At 64.0% G+C, this 20,945-nt stretch carries 10 protein-coding genes; 6 read left to right on the top strand and 4 right to left on the bottom strand.

Annotated features, from left to right (window positions below; all coding sequences use genetic code 11):
- The first annotated feature begins 226 nt into the window (after positions 1-226).
- Positions 227-3,412, top strand: a complete 3,186-nt coding sequence (locus tag DESPR_RS13790; RefSeq protein WP_218918250.1) for an EAL domain-containing protein — start codon at positions 227-229, stop codon at positions 3,410-3,412.
- Positions 3,413-3,475: 63 nt separating this feature from the next.
- Here DESPR_RS13790 and DESPR_RS13785 read toward each other — a convergent pair whose 3' ends face one another.
- On the bottom strand, positions 3,476-4,543 hold the full coding sequence (locus DESPR_RS13785) for an iron-containing alcohol dehydrogenase family protein (protein ID WP_015725407.1): 1,068 nt from the start codon (positions 4,541-4,543) through the stop codon (positions 3,476-3,478).
- 258 nt (positions 4,544-4,801) lie between these two features.
- Here DESPR_RS13785 and DESPR_RS13780 point away from each other — a divergent pair, with 258 nt between their 5' ends.
- A complete protein-coding gene (locus DESPR_RS13780) occupies positions 4,802-5,686 on the top strand; it encodes a DUF2971 domain-containing protein (RefSeq protein WP_015725406.1) in 885 nt (294 codons plus the stop codon).
- 20 nt (positions 5,687-5,706) lie between these two features.
- Here the strand turns inward: DESPR_RS13780 and DESPR_RS13775 are convergent, their stop codons facing one another.
- Positions 5,707-6,573, bottom strand: a complete 867-nt coding sequence (locus DESPR_RS13775) for a PfkB family carbohydrate kinase (protein WP_015725405.1) — start codon at positions 6,571-6,573, stop codon at positions 5,707-5,709.
- A 130-nt stretch (positions 6,574-6,703) separates the two neighbouring features.
- On the bottom strand, positions 6,704-9,544 hold the full coding sequence (locus DESPR_RS17480; protein WP_015725404.1) for a hybrid sensor histidine kinase/response regulator: 2,841 nt from the start codon (positions 9,542-9,544) through the stop codon (positions 6,704-6,706).
- Positions 9,545-9,724: 180 nt separating this feature from the next.
- Here DESPR_RS17480 and recC point away from each other — a divergent pair, with 180 nt between their 5' ends.
- From recC to recD, 3 genes are read left to right on the top strand one after another with little or no spacing between them, the layout of a single operon-like run.
- Positions 9,725-12,940, top strand: coding sequence for an exodeoxyribonuclease V subunit gamma (gene recC / locus DESPR_RS13765; RefSeq protein ID WP_015725403.1), 3,216 nt, complete (start codon positions 9,725-9,727; stop codon positions 12,938-12,940).
- Positions 12,927-16,445, top strand: a complete 3,519-nt coding sequence (recB, locus tag DESPR_RS13760) for an exodeoxyribonuclease V subunit beta (protein ID WP_015725402.1) — start codon at positions 12,927-12,929, stop codon at positions 16,443-16,445. The genes recC and recB overlap by 14 nt, the downstream gene beginning before the upstream one ends.
- The gene (recD, locus tag DESPR_RS13755; RefSeq protein ID WP_015725401.1) at positions 16,442-18,304 is read left to right on the top strand and encodes an exodeoxyribonuclease V subunit alpha; all 1,863 of its coding nucleotides are present in this window, start codon (positions 16,442-16,444) and stop codon (positions 18,302-18,304) included. The genes recB and recD overlap by 4 nt, the downstream gene beginning before the upstream one ends.
- A gap of 45 nt (positions 18,305-18,349) precedes the next feature.
- Here recD and DESPR_RS17475 read toward each other — a convergent pair whose 3' ends face one another.
- Positions 18,350-19,684 (bottom strand): hypothetical protein, encoded by a 1,335-nt coding sequence (locus DESPR_RS17475; protein ID WP_015725400.1) that lies wholly within the window; start codon positions 19,682-19,684, stop codon positions 18,350-18,352.
- Positions 19,685-19,897: 213 nt separating this feature from the next.
- Between DESPR_RS17475 and DESPR_RS13745 the strand changes: the two genes are divergently transcribed.
- Positions 19,898-20,812 (top strand): ADP-ribosylglycohydrolase family protein, encoded by a 915-nt coding sequence (locus tag DESPR_RS13745; RefSeq protein ID WP_015725399.1) that lies wholly within the window; start codon positions 19,898-19,900, stop codon positions 20,810-20,812.
- Positions 20,813-20,945: the final 133 nt, after the last annotated feature.

Genomic DNA, 20,945 nt, shown 5'->3' with positions numbered 1-20,945 from the left:
GGTACCGCTCCCCTCTTCCCGGCGCACGACAAAGAAAGGCTGCGCCGCCTTTCGCCTTGAGTTCGCGTAAGCGTGTTGCTACCATTGCTCCAGCATCTGTTTACCCATTCATGACTGGAGGTATACCGTCGTGTTTTCAGCCCTTCCAGCGGTACCGCATTCCATGGCATGGCGCCTCCAGGCATTCCGCGTGTGCTTCCGGCATGCCGCACGCCGCTTGATCGGTATGCTGCTGTTTCTTTTTCTGTCCCTCGTTGTTTCGCAGGCACCCGTCCGCGCCGGGGAACGCCCCCTGGAAAGCGTGCGCCTGCAGCTGAAGTGGACGCATCAGTTTCAATTCGCCGGCTACTACGCGGCGGTCGCCCAGGGCTATTTCCGCGAGGCGGGGCTGGAGGTCGAACTGCTGCCGGCCAAGCCCGGCCTGAAGCCCTCCGACCTGCTCCTTTCCGGTCAGGTGCAGTATGCGGTGATGTCGCCGGCTGTTCTGATCGAACGTCAGCAGGGCCGTCCCCTGGTGGTGCTTGGAGCCATCTTTCAGCATTCGGGCACGGTCATCATGACCAAAAAAGAGGCCGGCCTCACGACCCCGCAGGACCTGAAAGGAAAACGGCTGATGTTGACCGCCGATTCCGATCCGGAAAATCAGGCCATGCTGATCAACAGCGGCGTGCCGCTGGAAACACTGACCATCGTGACTCACAGTTGGGACCTGGATGATCTGATTTCGGGCAGGGTGGACGCGCAGACCGGCTATCTGACCAACGAACCCTATCTGCTGCGACAACGGGGCGTAGAACCCGCGCTCCTCAAACCCATGCAATACGGGATCGATTTTTACGGCGATTGCCTGGTGACCACCGAGGCTGAACTGAGGGCGCATCCCAAGCGAACCGAGGCCTTTTTCCGGGCGGTGCAGCGGGGGTGGCAGTATGCGATGGCCCATCCGGAAGAAATGGCGCAACTGATCGTCGATCGGTATTCACGGGAAAAGACCGTGGAGCACCTGCTGTTCGAGGCCAACATGATCCGGTCCTTGATTCAGCCCGAACTCTTTGGGATCGGCTATATGAATCCGGAACGGTGGCGGCTTATCGCCGATACCTACGCGCAATTGGGCATGATGCCGCCCGGCTACAGCCTTGATGGCTTTCTCTATCCCCAAATCCAGGAACAGTTGGCCTTTGGTAGACAGCGCCTGATCCGGCTGGCCCTCTATGTTTTGGCCGGGGTGCTGCTGGCGGGCATGGGGGTTGGCGTCTTGCTGTTGTTCTTCAATGCCCGGCTGGCGCACGAGGTGCAAAAACGGACCGCGGCCCTGGCCGCCAGCGAGCGCAGTTTCCGCGCCTTTTTCGAGCTGGCCAGCGTCGGCGTGGCCCAGGTCGACGCTCGGACAGGCCGTTTCCTCAGGATCAATCGCAAATACTGCGACATTGTTGGCTACAGCGAGCAAGAGATGCTGGAGCGATCTTTCCGCGACATTACCTATCCGGAGGATATTCTGCTCGATCGGCAGCAGCGGCGGGACTTGGTGGCCGGCAGGATTCCCGAGTTCACCGTGGAAAAACGCTACATCCACAAGAACGGCTCCATCGTGTGGGTGTTGATATCGGTTTCTCCGCTCTGGAGCGGCGACCAGGAGCGCCGTCACAACCTTGCCGTGATCCGGGACATCACCAAACGCAAACAGGCCGAGGAGGAACTGGTCTTCGCGGCCAAGGTGTTTGACAACTCCATTGAAGGGATCGTGGTCACCGATGCCGACGCCACCATTTTGCAGGTGAACCCGGCTTTTACCGTGATCACCGGGTATGGACCGGCGGAGGCGATCGGCCAGAATCCGAGAATGCTCAAGTCGGACAAGCATTTGCCCGCATTCTACCAGGCCATGTGGAACCAGTTGGCCAGGGAGGGGCAATGGGCCGGCGAGCTCTGGAACCGGCGCAAGAACGGCGAGGTCTATCCGGAATGGCTGACCATCAGCGCCATCCGCAATCCGCTGGGCAGGGTCACCCACTACATTGGCCTGTTTCACGACATCACCGAATTAAAGCGGCAGCAGGAGGCTCTGGAACATCAGGCCCAGCACGACGCCCTCACCAATCTGCCCAACCGGGTGCTGCTCAATGACCGGTTGGCGATGGCGTTGGCTCGAATGAAGCGCAAGAGCGTCAAGGCGGCCCTGCTGTTTCTCGACCTCGACCATTTTAAAAACATCAATGACGGGTTTGGCCATGTGGCCGGCGACAACCTGCTGGTGGAACTGTCCAGGCGGCTCAAGGAGCAGCTGCGGATCGGCGATACCCTGGCGCGCCAGGGAGGCGACGAATTCCTCATTCTGTTGCCGGAGGTCGACAGCGTCGATGACGTCGGTCTTGTTGCCCTGCGCCTGCTGAACAGTCTGCGGCAACCGTTTCACCATCAGGATATTGAATATTTCATCGGCGCGAGTATCGGAGTGACCATCGCGCCCGACGACGGCACCGACGCCGACACGCTGATCAAGAATGCCGACATGGCGATGTACCGGGCCAAACAGCTCGGCCGGAACAATTACCAGTTTTTCACCCCCGAATTGGATGCCCAGGCCCATCGCCGCATTTCCCTGGAATCGAAGCTGCGCCGGGGCATTGAACAAGGGGAGCTGGAACTGCATTTTCAGCCGGTGGTGAGCAGCGGGTCCGGCAAGATCCACGGCGCCGAGGCCTTGGTACGCTGGCGGCACGAAGGCGAGCTGATCGCGCCGGGCGAATTCATCCCCCTGGCCGAGGAATCGGGACTGATCCTTCCCTTGGGCGAATGGGTGCTGCGCACCGCCGCCGGCCGGGCCAGAGCGTGGCAGGATGCGGGGTATCGGTTGGGCTTGTCGATCAACCTGTCGTCCCGCCAGTTCACCGACCAGGAGCTGGTCAAACTCTACCTGGCGGTGCTGGCGGACACCGGGCTGGAACCGGGCCGGCTCTATTTTGAAATCACCGAGTCGTTGCTGATGAAGGAGATCGACCGGGCCCAGCATATCCTCGGGGCGTTGCGGGACATTGGCGGCAAGTTCTACCTGGACGATTTTGGCACCGGCTATTCCTCGCTGGCCTATTTGAAGCGCCTGCCTCTGGACGGGCTCAAGATCGACCGTTCGTTCATCCGCGACATTGAAAGCGACGCCGACAGCCGGGCCATTGTCGAGGCCATCGTTTCCCTGGCCCAAACCCTGCATCTGGCCATTGTCGCCGAAGGGGTGGAAACCACGGAGCAGTTGGGTTTCCTGCAGGGCATGGGTCCCATGCTGATTCAGGGCTATCTGGCCAGTCCGCCGGTCCCGGCCGAGCGCTTTGATGCCCTGCTGCGGCAGGGCGACAGTCTGCTTCCCCCGTCAACCACGGCAAACGCAAACGGCCCCGCGCCTCGATACCCGTGAGGGGCGAGAGGCGCGGGGCCGTTTCGTGTGGGCCGTCAACCAACCCAAACAGGAGCGGCGCTGTTACATCTTGCGGAACAGTTCGAGCACCCGCTCCTTGGTCATGACGTTCTTCCAGTCCTTACCGAAGCAGTTCTCCCACAAGGGCGCCAGGCCCAGGGCCACATTGGCCATGGTGTCGAGGGCCTTGTCGTCGAGATTTTTGGTCAGGTTGCGCGGCAGGTGGATGTCGTGCTTTTCCATCATCCGGCGGAATTCCTTGACCCCCTCCGGATAGACATCCTCCAGGTAGTCGAAGGTGATGCAGCAGCCGATGCCGTGATGGGTACCGAGCACGAACGACAGCCCGTAGGACAGGGCATGGCAGGCGCCCACCTGTGAATAGGCGATGCTCATGCCGCCGAAATAGGAGGCCATCATCAGCTTGTCGTCCTTGTCCGGATGCTCCTCAAGGAAGACCTGGCGGCACAGATCGATCGACTTCTCGCCGTAGGCGCGGCTGAACTCGTTGAGGTAGGTGCCGTTGAGGGACTCGACATCGTGGATGTAGCAGTCCATGCCGGTGTAGAACCACTGGTCCTTGGGCACTCCGGCCAGCAGCTCCGGATCGAGCACGATCTGGTCGTAGAGGGTGTAGTCGGAGTTGATGCCCAGCTTTTTCTCCGGCCCGGTGAGCACGGTGGTGCGCGAGATCTCGGCGCCGGTGCCGGCCAGGGTGGGCACGGCCACATGGTAGACCGCCGGATGCTTGATCAGATCCCAGCCCTGGTAGTCGGCGGCCGAGCCTGGGTTGTTGAGCATCAGCGAGACCGCCTTGGCGATGTCCATGGTGGCGCCGCCGCCCAGGCCAATGATGCCGTCGGGCTTGCGCGGACTGTAGGCCCGCACTTGGTCGACCAGTTGGTCGATGTATTTGGTCTTGGGTTCGTCATCGACGTTGACCAAGAGCAGCAGGTCGCCCTTTTCCATCGGCAGCCGTCCTTCCAGGGCGCGGCCCTTGAACACGTCGTCGAGGACGAACACCATGTAGGCATCGGCATCCGTCCGTTTGGGTTTGAGGATGTCGCCAAGCTGGTTGAAGCAGCCGCGGCCAAAAATGATATTGGGGACTATTTTGAAATTTCTATACATCGGATATGGTACCAGGGTGAAGGAAACAGGAAGCCGTGGCGCTCTTCAGGGTGTCACAGCGATACGAACAACGTCGAAATAGCCGCCACAGGCGCGCCGTCCGGTCGGCAGGGAGAAAGACGGGCCGACGGTTGGATGGAAAGGCGCACCTGAGTGATCGGAAGGCCTTTTTGTACCAGAAAAGGGCGTAAACCTCAACAATGATCTGGATTTTCGGCAGGGACGGAAGCCTCGGCCACGACAGAAGAAGAACGGCAAATGAAGGAAATCGAAGCCTTAACCCGAGAACTGTATGCCGACATTCCCCTCGGCACCCTGTACCATTACACCACCTTCAGCGGTCTGCTCGGCATTGTCCGCAGCCGTGCCCTGTGGGCCAGCGATATCCGCTACATGAACGACTCCGCCGAACTGCGGCACACCGCGGATCTGATCAACGCCGAGGTGCGCGAACGGATCGACAGCGGCCAGGCCAACACGACCCTGCTGTCGCAGTTCGCCGATTGGGTCTCCTATCGGATCACCAACGGCCACATGCTGTTTGGCGCCTCGTTCCGTTCCCACGGCAACCTGCTCAGCCAGTGGCGGGGCTATAGTTCGCCCGGCAAGGGGGTGAGCCTGGGGTTCTGCCCGGACTACATCCTCCAATGCGCCCGGCGGCAGGGGTTCATGATCGGCAAGTGCATCTATGAACCGGCACGGCAGCGGATGCTCATCCGCCAGGTGGTCGACGCGGTGGAAACCCTGGCCGCCGATCAGGCCAGTGGCGAGCGCTCGGCGGTTGAACGATCGGCGCTCTACCGCGAGGCCTTTGCCTCCATGGAAACCGATCTGCTGCGCATCGCCGCCATTCTCAAGCACCCGTCCTTCCGGGAGGAAAAGGAGTGGCGGATCGTCTCGCCGGTGGTCGCCAACACCGCCGAGGCCCCGATCCTCTTTCGCGAGGGCCATGCCATGCTGGTGCCGTACATCGAGTTCGACATCGGCCTGGACGACAGGCCGCTGGCCATGGACCATCTGTTTCTCGGGCCAACGGCCAACATCAATATTTCCATGAATTCGCTCAAGATGTTCCTCGAGCAGCATGGCATCATCCCCAAGCGCGGCATCGATTATTGCCAGATCCCCTTTCGTCTGCGCTAGGAGGGGGAGGCCGGCCGCTACTAGACGAATTTTTCCTGCTCGATCCAGGCCCGGGTGCCCAGCGAGGTGCAGGAAAAACTGGCCACCTCGCCGGCCCGCTCCAGGCTGAGGAGAAAATCGTTTTCCAGGATGTAATGGCAGAAGGCGCCGTGGAAGATGTCGCCCGCTCCCAGGGTATCCATGGGGTGGATCGGCATCACCGGTACCTCGCTGGTCGCGCCCTGGGTGTGGGCGAGGATCGGGTCGCCGTCACGGGTGATGGCAATGTGGCGAATGCCGAGCTCGCCCAGCCGGCGGATGACCCCTGCGGCATCGCTCACGCCCGGTGGGAAAAAATTGTTGGAGCACACCGCATAATCAACCAGGGGCAACAGCTTGTCCAGCCCCTCCTTCCAACTGCCGCCGTCGAGCACCACCGGGATGCGCAACGGCTTGGCCCATGTGGCCAGTTGAATCGCCTGGGGCAGATAGTAGCCGTCGAGCATGAGAATATCGGCATATTCGAGCAGCGTTTCGTTGACCGCTTCGTGCCGCAGTTTGCGCAGATCGGTGTTGGAGTAGACCACGCTGCGGTCGCCGTTGGACAGATCCACCATGATCGAGGCCAGGATCGGCGGCCGTTTGGGCTGGTCGGTACAATCGATCAGGTGCACCTTGTGTTCGAGGATATCGTAGCGGGCCGTGTAGGCCAGGGGGTGCTGGCCCAGGCCGGTCACCAGCGAAGCCTCGTTGCCGAAGGCGGCAAAGGCGACGGCGGCATTGGCGGCCGGCCCGCCGGCAAAGGAGAACTGCCGCTCGGCTCTCAGTTTCTGATTTCTGTGCAGGTGATGGGGAACGTAATAAACTATATCGGCCGTTGTCAGGCCGAGAAAGATGCCTTTATGCATGATTGGAACGGTTCTGTTGGAAAAGAGTCGGGATAGAAGGATTCATGGGGCATCATAGCCGCAATACGGGAAAAACAATAGCTTTTCCCGGAAAAAGTTCCAGGAGGAACGGATGGGCGGCAACCCGCTGTCAGTTGCTCATGTCGAGCGCCGAGCGTACCGCCGCGCTCAATCCGCGCAGATCGACCGGCTTCATCAGCAGATCGCAGGCGCCGGCCTCGCGGGCGATGTCATAATTGAGCCGATCGGAATACCCGGTGCAGAGGATGACCGGTATCTCCGGATGGAGTCGCCGTATTTCCTCGGTCAGGTCCAGGCCGGTCATTTTCGGCATGGTCTGGTCGGTGATCACCAGATCCACCGGCGGTTGGGCTCGATCGAGCAGGGCCAGCACCTCCAGCGGCGAACCGGAGGTGGTCACCGCATACCCCAGGTGGCCGAGCATCATCCGACAGGTTTCGCGGATCTCCTTTTCATCATCCACCACCAGGACATGTTCCGTGCCGGTGAGCAGCGGGCCCTCGCCGCTCAGCAGCTCCCCGTGGGGCTCCTGATCCACCAGGGGCAGCAGGACGGTAAATACGGTCCCTTCTTCCGGCTGCGACCGGACCGTGATCTCGCCGCCGAGATCGCGGACAATGCCATGGACCACGCTCAGGCCCATGCCCGTGCCCTCGCCGGGTTTCTTGGTGGTGAAGAACGGCGTGAAAATCCGTTGCAGGGTTTCGTTCTCCATGCCCTGGCCGGTATCCTCCACCACCAGGGCGAGCCAGTCGCCGGCCTCGTGGTCGCCCGTCTTGCCCAGTTCGGCCGCGCGTTTTCGTCTGAGACGAAGAGTCAGGCGGCCGCCTTTCTCCTTCATCGAGTAAAAGGCGTTGGCGCAGAGATTCATGACGATCTGCTGGATCTGCACCGGCGCGGCCATGACCTTGGCCGTGTTCTCCCACAGTTCCTGCTTGATGTCGATGGTGGCCGGCAGGGTGGCCCGCATCAGCTTGAGGCTTTCCTGGATCAGGGCCGCCACCACCACCGGGGACTTCTCCTCGGCGGACTGGCGGCTGAAGGTCAGGATCTGCTGAACCAGGTCGGCGGCGCGCTTGCCGCCCTGACGGATGTGGAGGAGATTGCTGTGCAGTTCCGTTCCCGGCGCGCACTGCAACAGGGCCATGTCGGTGAAGCCGATGATGCCGCCGAGGATATTGTTGAAATCGTGGGCAATGCCGCCGGCCAGGGTGCCGATGGCCTCCATCTTCTGGGCCTGGCGCATGCGGGCATCGATCTCCACTTCATGGGTGATGTCGCGCTGCACCAGGACATAGTGGGTGATGGCGCCCATGGTATCCCGCACCGGCGAGACAGTGGCGGCCGCAACAAAGAGGCTGCCGTCCTTGCGCTGATTGACGATCCGGCCGCGCCACACCTCGCCCAGCTTGACCACATCTTCAAATTTTTGATCAAAATGGGCATCCTGCTCCCTGGCCCACAGCATTCGCGCCGGTTGGCCGCCGCATTCGCCCCGGCTGTAGCCGGTCATCTCGCCCAAGGCGACGTTGGCATATTCGATGATGCCCTGATCATCGACAATCAGCACCGCCTCCTTGACCTGGTCGACGGCCGCGGCCAGGCGGCGCTGCCAAGCCGCCGATTTCCGTTCCGCGCTCACATCGCGGACAATGAGGATGCACTGCTGCAGGCTGCCTATCTGATAGGGGGTCGCGGTGATGACCACATCCCGCAGCGAACCGGATGCGGTGAGCAGCTGCGCCGCCTCGACCTGAACCGCCTGGCCGGCTATGGAATCCTTGATCTGGGCCGCAACCGCTGGCCGGCAGCTCCGATGGAGAAAATCGATCAAGGGGCGGCCGGCGACCACCGCCTCGGTCGTGTCCGTCACCAGCCGTTTCGCTTCCTGGTTGGCGTAGACGACCACGCCCCGGGGATCGAGGAGAAAAACGCCCATGGGGGCCAGGTCGAGCAGGCCGGCCAACTGCTCCTTCATGGCTTGCAGCCGCTGTTCCTCGCGTCGCTTGGCCAGGTTGCCGCTCAGAAAAAAACTGAGCAAGCCGACGCTGACCACGGCGAGCCCGGTCACCACGAGCCACTGCGAGCGAAAGGCGGCCATGGCGCCCAGGACCTTCTGGGCCGGAGTCACCAAAACGATCGACCAGCTGTTGTCCCCCGGCAGGGACACCGGGTAGACGACCGCGAAGACGGCGCCGTCGGCTCGCGGGCCGCCGCCGATCGGATCGGTGCGGAGCCGGACCAGGGTTTGTTCCTGGGCGGCGATGCGCGACCGCAACAAGGCGATGTCTTCCTGCGGACCATGCAAATGGCTGCCTTCCCTGCCGATAAACGAGGTGTCGGGGGCGTGGAGGATGGTGCCCGAGCGGCTGAACAGCAATACATAGCCCTCGTCATGCATGGGGATCTGGTTGAGATAGCGGTTGGCGATGCGCGCATAGGGCAGGGAAAGGGAAAGGCAGCCGTCGAACCGCTCTTCCCGGAGAACGGGGATGGAGAAGAAAATGCGCTCTTTTGCGCCGCGATGGGCGATGACGTCGCTCACCAGGGGGGTTTGCGCATCGAGGGTGCGCAGGCAATGGGCCGATTCTCCTTGGACCGTCGTGTCCTCGGGGAAGGTGAAAAGTGACGCGCCGTTGGCATCGATCCGTTGAATATTGCTGATGTCTTCGGTATGGATGGAAAAAAAATCGAGCAACAAGGCCTTGCCGCTGTCCTCCATGGTCTTGATGGCACCCTGCTCGCTCAGATAGGTCAAGGCTTTGGTGTAGGTGGCGAAATAAGATTGCAGCCCGGAACCGGCCTGCTGGGCAAGGAGCATCTGCTGGGTGTAAAAGGCATCGATGGTCTTGGTGCGCACCGACAGATAGGGCAGATAGAACAGTCCGGCGAGGACCAGGGTGGCCAGCAGGGCAAGGACAATGGGCTGATAACTGAACCGTGGCGTCATGGGCGGCGGGGGAAAATGGCCAGCAGAAGTTCGGTTTGCGATTTAACTATAGCAAATTATTTGCATCTCCATACAATAAAAATCCATTTTTCTCGGCGCTCTCTTGAGGCAAGGATGCTCCCGCCGGCTCGGGCCTGCCTCCGGGAGCTCCCATGAGGCGCCCACCCGCAAGGAGCTCAGGTGTTCCATCTCCATCAATCCAACCGACTGGAAACATTATTCGCGCAACTTTGCACCCTCATGCGTGAACCGCCCGCCGACCCGCTGACACCCGAGATCATCGCGGTCCACAACCAGGGCATGGCCCAGTGGGTGCATCGGCAACTGGCCCTGGCCACCGGCATCGCCGCCAACCTCCGCTTTCCCTTGCCGGGCCGATTGGTGTGGGAGCTGTTGCACCGGCTGACCGACGAGAAACCGGAAGAGGACCTGTTCCGGCCCTCGGTGCTGCGCTGGCGGGTGGCCGCGCTCCTGCCCTCGCTGGACACCCGACCACCTTTCCATGAACTGGCGGCGTATCTGCGGGATGACGCGGATGGCATCAAGGCCTATCAGCTGGCCGGGCGGATCAGCGAGGTGCTGGACCAGTATCTGGTCTTTCGTCCCGATCTGCTGGCCCGCTGGGAGCGGGGCGAGGACGGGCACTGGCAGGCCGTGTTGTGGCGGGCGCTGGTCAAGGAGGGCGTGCCCCATCGCGCCCGTTTGGGCGAACGGTTTCAGGCGTTGCTGCGCGGCGGTGCCGTGGCCGAGGGCATTCTGCCCGAACGGCTCCACCTTTTTGGCCTCAACGCCCTGGCGCCGGTCTATCTCGACATTCTTGCCGGGATCAGCAACCACAGCGAGGTCCACCTCTTTCACCTCAGTCCCTGCCGCCATTTCTGGGGCGACCTGGTTTCGGCCCGCCAACTGGCGGGGATGCGGGCCAGCGGACGGGAGGAGGTCGGCAGCGCGACCTACCACGAACAGGGGCATCCGCTGCTGGTTTCGCTCGGCGGCACGGGCCAGGATTTCTTCTGCCAGCTGCTCGACCGCGAGACGCAGGAGAACGACCTGTACCAGGAAAACGGCGCGCGGCATCTGCTTGCCGCCCTGCAGGACGATCTGCTTGATCTCCACGACCGTTCAGCCGTTGGCGCTGAGCGGTACGTCCTTGGCCTGGAGGATCGGTCGCTCCAGTTTCACCGTTGCTTTTCGCCCCTGCGCGAGATCCAGGTGCTGCATGACCGGTTGCTCGATCTCTTCCAGACGATACCGGATCTCGCTCCGGACGACATCCTGGTCAGCGCCCCGGACATCCAGCGCTACGCCGACGCGGTGGCCGGGGTGTTCGGCGCCGCCGGGCAGGAACGGCATATTCCCTGGTCCATCGCCGACCGGTCCTTGGCCGAGGAACAACCCCTAATCCGCTGTTGGCTCGACCTGCTGGAGCTCCTCGGCGGGCGGTTCACCGCGCCCGAGGTGTTGGCCCTGTGCGAAAGTCCGGCGGTGCTTCGCCGTTTCGGGCTTGATCCAGCCCTGCTTCCAAGGCTGCATGTCTGGGTGGGCGAGGCGGGCATCCGCTGGGGACTGGATGCCGACCACCGCCGGGAGCTGGGCGTGCCCACCGGAGAACCGCACAGTTGGCGGTTCGGTCTCGATCGGCTGCTGCTCGGCTATCTGATGGGCGAGAGCCCTGTGCCCTTTGCCGGCCGTCAGCCCTACGGCCCCCTGGCCGGAGGCGAGGTGAACGAGCTGGGCGGCTTCGCCTCGCTGATCGACACCTTGGACCATTGGCGGCGAACCCTGCGGGCCGAGCGTCCGGTGGCAGCCTGGTGCGACGAGCTGCTGGCCCTGCTGGCGGACGTTTTTGCCGCCGAGGAGGACGATCCGGGCCTGTTACACCTCTCTCAGGCGATCAACGACTGCCGGACCGACTGCCGCCTTGCCCGTCACGACGCGCCGATCCCCCTGGCGGTGATCAAGGCGTATCTCCAGGAGACCCTGTCCCGGTCCGACGGCGGTCAGGCCTTTCTCAGTGGCCGGGTCACCTTTTGCAACATGGTGCCGATGCGTTCGGTGCCCTTCCGGGTGATCTGTCTTCTGGGGATGAACGATCAGGACTTCCCCCGCGGCCAGCACCCGGTCAGCTTCGACCTCATGGCCGCCGAGCCTCGTTTGGGCGACCGCAACCGCCGCAACGACGACCGTTACCTGTTCCTCGAGGCGCTGCTGTCGGCCCGCGATGTCTTCTTTCTTTCCTGGGTGGGCCGCAACCAGCGCGATGACAGCCTTGCGCCGCCGTCGGTGGTGGTGAGCGAGCTGCGCGACTACCTCGAACAGAGCTGCCGCTGTGCGGAGGGTGCAACGGGATCCGTTCTCGACCAGCTGACCACCGACCATCCGATGCAGCCCTTCAGCCGCCGCTGCTACGGCGGGGACAGCGCCGTTGCCAGCTACAATCCCTGCTGGCTGCCGGCCGGGCACGAGGCCGAGCCTTCGCCTTTTCTCGCCGTTCCCCTGGAGCCCCCGGGCGAAGAGTGGCGCACCGTCGACATCGGCCAGCTGGTCCGCTTCTGGCGCCATCCGGTGCGTTTCTTTCTCGAACGGATCATCGGCCTTCGCCTGCGTGAGGAAATTCCGGTCATCGAGGAGAGCGAACCCTTTGCCCTCGACCCGTTGCAGCAGTATCACCTGCGGCGGCAGACCATCGGCGAACTGCTTGCCGGCCTGTCTCCGGAGCAGGTGCGGTCGAGCCTGGAAGGCAGCGGCCGGTTGCCGCAGGGAGGTTTCGGCAGCTGTGCGTTCAAGGCCGTCGCCGCGGAGAGCGAACCCTTTGCCGCGCAGCTGCGACCGTTGTTGGCCGAGGCTGTGGCGCCGATGGAACTCGACCATGCCATCGGCTCGTTCCGCCTGACCGGCTGGCTCGGTCAGGTGCACCGGGGCGGGCGGATCAACTGGCGGACCGGTGCGCTCAGGGGGGCGGATCTGGTCGAACTGTGGGTCCACCACCTGTGCCTCAACCTGCTGGCCCCCGCCGGGGTCACCTTGTGTTCATTGCATCTGGCCCGGGACAGCCAGGCCGACGTCCCGCTGCGGTCCATTAGTCTTGGGCCGGTGGCGGAGGCGGAAAAGCATCTGCACCAGCTGCTTGCCTTCTATTGGCAGGGGTTGACGCGGCCGCTGCCCTTTTTCCCCGAAACCAGCTGGGCCTGGGCCCGGGCGGAAGCGGACAGGGCAGAGGAAGAGGCGCGCAAAACCTGGGAAGGCGGCTTTCTGCGGGAAGGCGAGGGCCGCGATCCGGCCTACGGGTATTTTTTTTCGGGCAGCGAACTCGACCTGAGCGAGGATTTTTTCCGTTTGGCCGCGCTGTATCATCCCATCCTCGATCATGTGGAGGACAGCCGTGCGGCCGCTTGATCCCCTGACCCTGCCCCTGGACGGCCGCCGCCTGCTTGAGGCCAGCGCCGGCACCGGCAAGACCTACACCCTGGCCCTGCTCTTTGTCCGTCTGTTGCTGGAACGGGGCCTCGCCATCGATCAAATCCTGGTGGTGACTTTTACCCGCGCGGCCACCGCCGAGCTGCGCGACCGCATTCGCACCCGGCTGCGCGAGGCCCTTGATGTCTTGCACGGCCGGAGGGACGCCGACCCGCTGTTGCTCCGGCTGCTCACCGCTTTGCCTGCCGCACGGAGCAGGCAGCGGCTGGAAGATGCCCTGGTGCGGATGGACGAGGCAGCCATCCACACCATCCACGGGTTCTGCCAGCGCATCCTCCGTGATCACGCCTTCGAGTCGAGCCTGCCCTTTGACCTCGAGTTGCGGGAAAGCGAGGCGGCGCTTGTTCAGGAGGTGCTCGAGGATTTCTGGCGCACCCATCTCTATCCGGCCTCCGAGGAAGAGGCCGCCTGGGCGTTGGCCACCTGGGGCGGTCCGGCCGGGCTGCTCAAGGGATTGGGCAAGGCGCTCACCGCCCTCCGCTGCGACCTGATCCCCCAGGTCGAGGATGCCGAGGTGGCGTCCCTGGCGGCACGGGCCCGGGACGTGTTCGCCCAGGTGCGCGAAGCCTGGGAACGGCAGCGCGCCCAGGTGGCTTGCCTGCTGGAGCAGGATTCGAGTCTGCTGCGCAATCAAAACGCCTACCGTCACGATCAGGTGACGGGGCTGCTGGCTGCCATGGACGGTTTGGCTGCCGGTCCGGTCATGCCCTATCTGCTGCCCAGGATCGTCGCCCGGATGGCTGCCTCGGTCATGGCCACGCTGGTGAAGAAGAAAAGCGCCGGGCCTCCGGAGCATCCTTTCTTTGCGCTGTTCGACACCTTTGTGCAGGATCACGGTCGCTTCCTCCGCTGCCGGACCATCCAGGTGCTGACTACGGCGCGGACCTTTGTGCATCAGGAACGGTCCCGTCGCAAGCGCGCCCAGGGGTGGCTGGCCTTTGACGACCTGCTCACCCGGCTGGCTGAGGCGCTGGAGCAGCCGGGGAGCGGTGGTCAATTGGCCGACCGCGTTGCCGCCCGTTATCCGGCCGCCCTGGTGGACGAGTTCCAGGACACCGATCCGGTGCAGTACCAGGTGTTCTCGCGCATCTACCGCCAGGAGCGGCCGGCTGGCACCGCTCTGTTTTTGATCGGCGATCCCAAGCAGGCGATCTACTCGTTTCGCGGCGCCGACATTTTCACCTATATCCGTGCCCGCCGGGAGACGGTTCCGGAGAATCGCTACACCATGGGCACCAACTACCGCTCGACCCCGGCCATGGTCGGGGCGGTCAATGCCCTGTTCGGCTGCCGGCGGGATGCCTTTGTCTTCACCGAAGATATCGATTTCCAGCCTGTTCAGGCCGCTACCGAGGCCAGGGCCGAGCCGCTGCTGCTCGATGGTGAGCCGGCTCCTCCCCTGATCGGGCTGCTCCTGGACAGCGAGCGGCTCAAGAGCACCCGGTCAACCACCATCAGCAAGGACAAGGCCCTGCGAGCCGCAGTCACCGTGTGCAGCAACACCATCGTCGGTCTGCTGGACCAGGCCCGGCTGGGGCAGGCGACCATTGGCGGCCAGGCGCTGCAGACCTCGGATATCGCCATCCTGGTGCGCAGTCACCGCGAGGCCGAGGCCATGCAGGCCGGTTTGCGGCGGCGGGGGGTGAACAGCCTCGCTTCCAGCCAGGCCTCGGTCTTTGCCAGCGAGGAGGCACGGCAGCTGGCCCTGGTGCTGGCCGCCCTGGTCGATCCCGGCGATCCGGCCCGTATCCGCACCAGCCTGGCCACGGACCTGTTTGGCTGTAACGCTGGGCAGCTGCATGCCCTGAACAGCGACGAACGGGCGTGGGAGATCCGTCTTGCCGATGTGCACCGCTACCGTCAGCTGTGGCAGGAACAGGGGATCATGCCCATGTTGCAGCAGTTGCTTGCCCAGGAAGCCGTTACCCGCCGCCTGTCGGCCCGGGTGGGCGGCGAGCGCAGCCTGACCAATTTTCTCCACCTGGCCGAACTGCTCCAACAGAGCCCGGCCGGCCGCCACGGCATGGCCGCCTTGCTGCGTTGGTTCCGGCAGCAGATCGACCACCCGGACAACACCGCCGCCGACCAGCTGATTCGATTGGAAAACGATGAGCAGCTGATCCGCATCGTTACCATCCATCGAGCCAAGGGGCTGGAGTTTCCAGTGGTCTTTCTTCCTTTCCCGTGGGCGGGCCGCGGTCTTGACGCCGATCAGCCGCTCAGTTTTCATGAACGCGACAGCCTGGGGCTGACCCTGGATCTCGGCACGGGCCAGGAAGAGCATCAACGCTGGGCCGAGCAAGAGCAGTTGGCCGAGGAGCTCCGCTTGCTCTACGTGGCGGTGACCCGGGCCAAATCCTGCTGCCTGTTCTGCTGGGGCCGGGTGAACGGCTTGGAGCGGAGCGGATTGGCCTACCTGCTGCATCGGGCGCGCTGCCCGGAAAGCGATGCGCAGTTGTGCCAGGAATTGGAACAGCTGGGCGGAGCGCAACCCCTCGTTGGCCTGCGGCCTTTTCCCGAGAGGTTCGGCCATCACCGCTTCCAGAGCGACATCGACCTGCCCATGCCGCAGCCGCGCCTTTTTCGTGGTCGCGTCGTTCCCGGCTGGACCATCACCAGCTATTCGCGCCTGGCATCCGGCAGCGACGCCGCGTTGGAAACCGATCGGGACGAGCCGGCGATGGCACCCAGCGAAGAGGCGGCCAGTGGTTGTTCGCCGTTCACCTTTCCCCGGGGCGCGGCCAGCGGCACCTGCCTGCATACCCTGCTGCAGCGGCTGGAATGCAACCACCCGGTCGAGGGGCAGCAACAGCTTGTGGCCGAAGTGCTGGAACAGGGAGGGATCGAGGCGCGTTGGCAGGCGACGGCCGTCCGCTGGCTGGATGCGGTGCTGGCGGTGGAGCTGCCCGGTGCCTGCAGCCTCAACCAAGTGCCGGTCCGGGACCGGATCAATGAACTCGGCTTTCTCTTTCCCCTGGAAAAGGTGGATCTCCGCCGGTTCAACCGCCTGCTCGACGGGGCCGGCCTGCGGCCGCTGACCACCCCCGTGACCAGCCTGCAGGGGTTGATGAAGGGATTCATCGATCTGGTTTTCCGTTTTCAGGGACGATATTGGATCGTCGATTACAAGTCCAACCATCTGGGGCCCAGTCTGGCCCATTACACCCCCGAGGCCCTGGCCGAGTGCATGGACAGTCATCAGTACCACCTGCAGGCCCTGGTCTACACCCTGGCCCTGCACCGTTTCCTGGACGCGCGTATCGCCGATTACCGGTATGAGCAACATGTGGGCGGGGTCTACTACCTCTTTCTCCGGGCCATGGATCCCGCCCACCCGCCGGGCAGCGGCGTTCATGCCTTCCGGCCTGACGCGGCCCTGATCGAGGCCCTGGACGACTGCTGTCGGGGAGGGGCGGGACGATGAACCCAGCGCATCTCCTTGACTTCCTGCTCGCCGGCCATTGGTTGCGGCCCATTGATGTCCAGGCGGCCCAGTTGTTGGAACGGATCGATCAGGGTTGCTGCCCGCAACTACTCCTGGCCGCCGCCTTTGCCAGCTGGGCAACCGGACAGGGCCACACCTGTCTGCCCCTGTCCGTCCTGCCGGAGCTTCTGGCGGCGGCAGGCGTGGACAACGCCGCCTATCGGGACAGCGGACAGCTGCGCGTGCAGTTGCTGCGCTCCACCGTGGTTGGCGCGCCCGGCGATCTTCGGCCCCTGATTCTGGATGCGGACAATCATCTCTTTCTTCACCGTTTGTACCGGGACGAGACGGTCATCGCCCGCGCCCTGAGCCGGCGGGCCGCCGGCATCGAGGCCGTGGACCAGAGGGCGGCCCTGCCCCTGGTCGAGGCCCTCTTTCCCGAAAGCAAGGGGGCGGTCGAGGTGGACTGGCAGCGGGCAGCGGCGGTTCTGGCGCTCCATAAACGGCTGGTGATCATTTCCGGGGGACCGGGAACCGGCAAGACCTACACCGTGGCCCGGATGCTCGCCCTGCTGATTGCCCTGACGCCAACCAAGCCGCGTATCGCCCTGGCCGCTCCCACCGGCAAGGCGGCGCTCAGGCTCAGGGAATCCATTCGCCGCGCCAAGGACGCCTTGCCCCCCTTGCTGGCGACGCCGATTCCCGAACAGGCCCAGACCCTGCACCGGCTGCTCGGCGTGCATCACGACCGTCCCGGTTTCCGCCACCATGGGGCCAATCCGCTCCACCTTGATCTGTTGATCCTGGATGAGGCCTCGATGATCGACGTGCCGCTGATGGCCGCCCTGCTCGCCGCCCTGCCGGCCGCCTGCCGGGTGATTCTCCTCGGCGACCGTGATCAGCTGGCCTCGGTGGAGGCGGGTAACCTGTTTGGCGATTTGTGCGGGGAAGGGGCTGCGGGCTGGTCGGCAAGGCTGATTCGGCACATGCGGGGGCTGCTCGGACCGAGGCAGATGCCTGCCTCCGTCCCCTTGGCCTCGTCCCTGGGCGATTGCCTGGTGTTGCTGCACACCAGCCGTCGCTTTCATGAAGGCTCCGGCATCGGTACCCTGGCGCGGGCAGTCAACAGCGGCGCGCCCGAGGCCGTGGCCGCGATTCTGGATGCCGCCCCGCCGGATCTCCACATCGAGGAAACCCATGGGGCGGCCCAGACCCCCTGGCTGCGCGACCAGATCGCGCAATGCTTCCTGCCGCTGTTTGCCGCCGACACACCGCTGAACGCCTTGCGGGCGCTTGGACAACGCCGCATCCTCTGTGCCCTGCGCGAGGGGCCGGGCGGGGTGGAAGGCATCAACCGGCTGGCGGAGACGATCTTTCGCCGCCTGGGGCGTATCGCAACGATGGAACGGTTCTATCGCGGCATGCCGATCCTCATCCAGCGCAACGATTATGGGTTAGGGCTGTTCAACGGCGACACCGGCATCCTCTGGCCCGACGACCAGGGCAGGTTGCAGGCCTGGTTCGCCGAGGAAAACGGCGAGGTCCGGCCGGTCAGCCTGGCCCGTCTGCCAAGTTGGCAGGTTTCCTACGCCATCACCGTGCACAAGGCGCAGGGATCGGAGTTCGACGAGGTGCTGCTGCTCCTTCCCCAGGAGGATGCACCGGTCCTCAGCCGGGAACTGCTGTACACCGGCATCACCCGAGCGCGGCGACGGTTCTCCCTGTTTGGCCCGCGCGCCTTGCTGCTGCGCGCGGTCCGGCGGCGGCTGGTGCGCTATTCCGGTCTGGCGGGGATCGTGGCCCGCATCGGAGGGCACCCACCGGGCGAGGAGGCGACACGAGCCGGAGCAGGCGACTGAGGGGGGCGACCAGACCACCAGGGATACGGCAGGGGGCGGTTCGTCTTAGCCGTGCCGCACGGCGGCGGTATCGCCGCCACTCGCCGCGAGGACAGGCCGGTCGGCGGGTCCGGGGCGAAGCTCGAATCGGCGTTCAAGCTGGGTCTGCCACTCACCGCGCGCCTGCAGCCAGTTGAACAGCAGATCGTGCCGTTCCTCTTTCCGGACCATGGTCCCGCGCAGCCGCTGGCCGGTGAGCATCATCTGCAATCGCATCCGCTGGATGCCGATAATGTCCCGCAGCGCCCGCAGGGCGGTGTCGAACCGGGATTCGGTCGGGGATGGAACAGCGGATCCGGCGTTTTCGGGGATCGCGGGCGACGCCAGGTCCACCTCGTGCATGGGGCGCACCTGGCCATCCTCGGTGAGGAAGAGACTGCTGGCCTTGATCGTGCCCAATACCGTGCCGTCGGTCTGTTGCAACTCAAAACCGCTGCCGGCGTGGGTGACGGCAATCGCGCCCACGCCCGCCTCCTTCAGGGTGCGCAGTGATCTTCCTCCCTGGCCGTCCTGGGTCCAGATTCGCAGTTGGGCAAAAAGCGGATCGCTTTCATCAATCCACAAATTGGCGTCGTCATCGAGTTCCGCCAATTCGCCGAAGCCGGAGCCGCTGCTCGGGCCGAACAGTTCCAGTCCGTTGTTGATCACGCCGTCACCGTTGCGGTCAAAGGCGAGAAAGCCGCAGCCGCTGCCCGGGCAGGCAAGCTCCTCCTCGATGCCGTCACTGTCGAGATCAAAGCGGAAGACAGTGTCGCCGAGCAGAGGGGCATCCAGGTCGAACTGCAGGATCAGGGGATCGATGAAGAGCGGCGTAACGCCGAGCAAGGCGGTTTGGGCGGCCACGGTGGTCCGCTCCATGGATAGCCCGAGATCAAAGCTGATGCGCCGGCCATCGGTGGTTTCGACACATCCCTGGGCGGCAAAGAGCAGCGATTGCCGTTCGCTGGAGAGGGTGCCGCGCATCAGCTGCGCCGTGCCGAGGCTGAACAGCGGCGAGGCGGTCTGGCCAGGGGGAAGGGCAGTCAGCTCTTGTTCCAACGCGGTGATCGTCACCTGCTGGCCGATGACCTGCTCGGCCAGCTGCGCCAGGACCGTTTTGCTGGTGTCCGTTTGGGCAGGGGCACCGGCATCGAGGGGCGCCACACCGCCACGGACCGGACTGATCACGGAGCGGCAACTGCAGAGACTGTGGGTTGAGCTGGCCAGCAGGGAGGCGAGGCGGATGCCGAAGGCATCGGTCTGGCCTGTTGCCGAGCTGGTGCTCAGGTGATTGATTCGTTGTTCCGTTTCCTTGGAAGTAAGCGCTGCATCCATGCCGATGGTGGTCGCAGCTATGCGCATCGGTTCTCCTTGTCGGTGATGGAATGGATGGAAAGAAGATGCTGTTGTATCGACCGTTCGCGTGTCGGAGTTTATGACAAACTGTGCCGGTGCCCCAGACATGCGCCGCCGGACCATTTGACAAATCCGCCAACCGGGCCTATTGGTGTGCAAATACGGGGAACAGCGTTCCTGCTGTTTTCGAGCCGCTGAACAATCTCAAGGAGGATCGTCATGACAACCCAGGCAACGGCCATGGTACTGGCCTCGTTTGCAGCCGACAGTCTGGCCCTCGGCGCGCATTGGATCTACGACACGGCCGAAATCGACCGGCGTATCGGCCGGGTGGAACGATTGTTGGCTCCCCTGCCCGATTCCTACCACGCCGGCAAGGGGGCGGGGGAGTTTACCCATTACGGCGATCAGGCCCTGGTGCTGTTGGAATCGCTGGCCCGGAGCGGGACATTTTCCCTGGTCGATTTCGCCGCGGCATGGCAGGAGCTGTTCGTCGGCTACCGGGGGTATGTCGACAAGGCCACCGCCACCACCCTGGAGAACTTGGGACGGGGGCTGCCGCTCGATCAGTGCGGCTCCCGCTCCTCGGATCTGGGAGGGGCCGCCCGGATCGCACCCCTGGTCTACTGGTACCGAAACGACCGAGACGCCTTGCTGGCGGCGGTGCGCCAGCAGACCGCCCTGACCCACAACAATCCGGCCACCCTGGCCGGTGCCGAATTCATCGCCAAAACCGCCTGGGCTGTCCTGCACGGCGCCGATCCGGCCGAAGCCATGGAAGGGGCATTGGAAGAAGGGGTGGACGACATTGACCTGGACATCCGTATCCGCGGCGGCCTCGATTCCGGCGGCAAGGACACCCGCACGGTGATCAACAAATTCGGTCAGATGTGCGGCATTGCCGCAGCCCTGCCCGGGGCCATCCATCTTGTCCTCACCTACGCGGACGATCTCCGGACCGGGCTGATCGAGAACGTCATGGCCGGCGGCGATTCGGCGGCGCGGGGACTGGTGGCGGGCATGATCCTCGGCGCCCACCTGGGCCGGCAGGCCATTCCCGACGAGTGGGCGGCGGGTATGGTCCATGCCAACCGGATCGGCGAGCTGCTGGCCACCACCGAGCAGGCGGCGTGAGGGCAGCGAACGCACAAGCCGCGACCGAAGGAGCGACGCCGCTTCGCCTACCACAATGAGGGAGAATGCAGAATCTCGTTGACGGCGGTATGAATACCTTTTACTACAGATCAGTAACGAATATTTAGTAAAA

It is taken from the genome of Desulfobulbus propionicus DSM 2032 (assembly GCF_000186885.1).
Classification (GTDB): domain Bacteria; phylum Desulfobacterota; class Desulfobulbia; order Desulfobulbales; family Desulfobulbaceae; genus Desulfobulbus; species Desulfobulbus propionicus.
The sequence above is the reverse complement of the archived record's forward strand: the minus strand, read 5'-3'. Positions and strand labels throughout refer to the sequence as shown.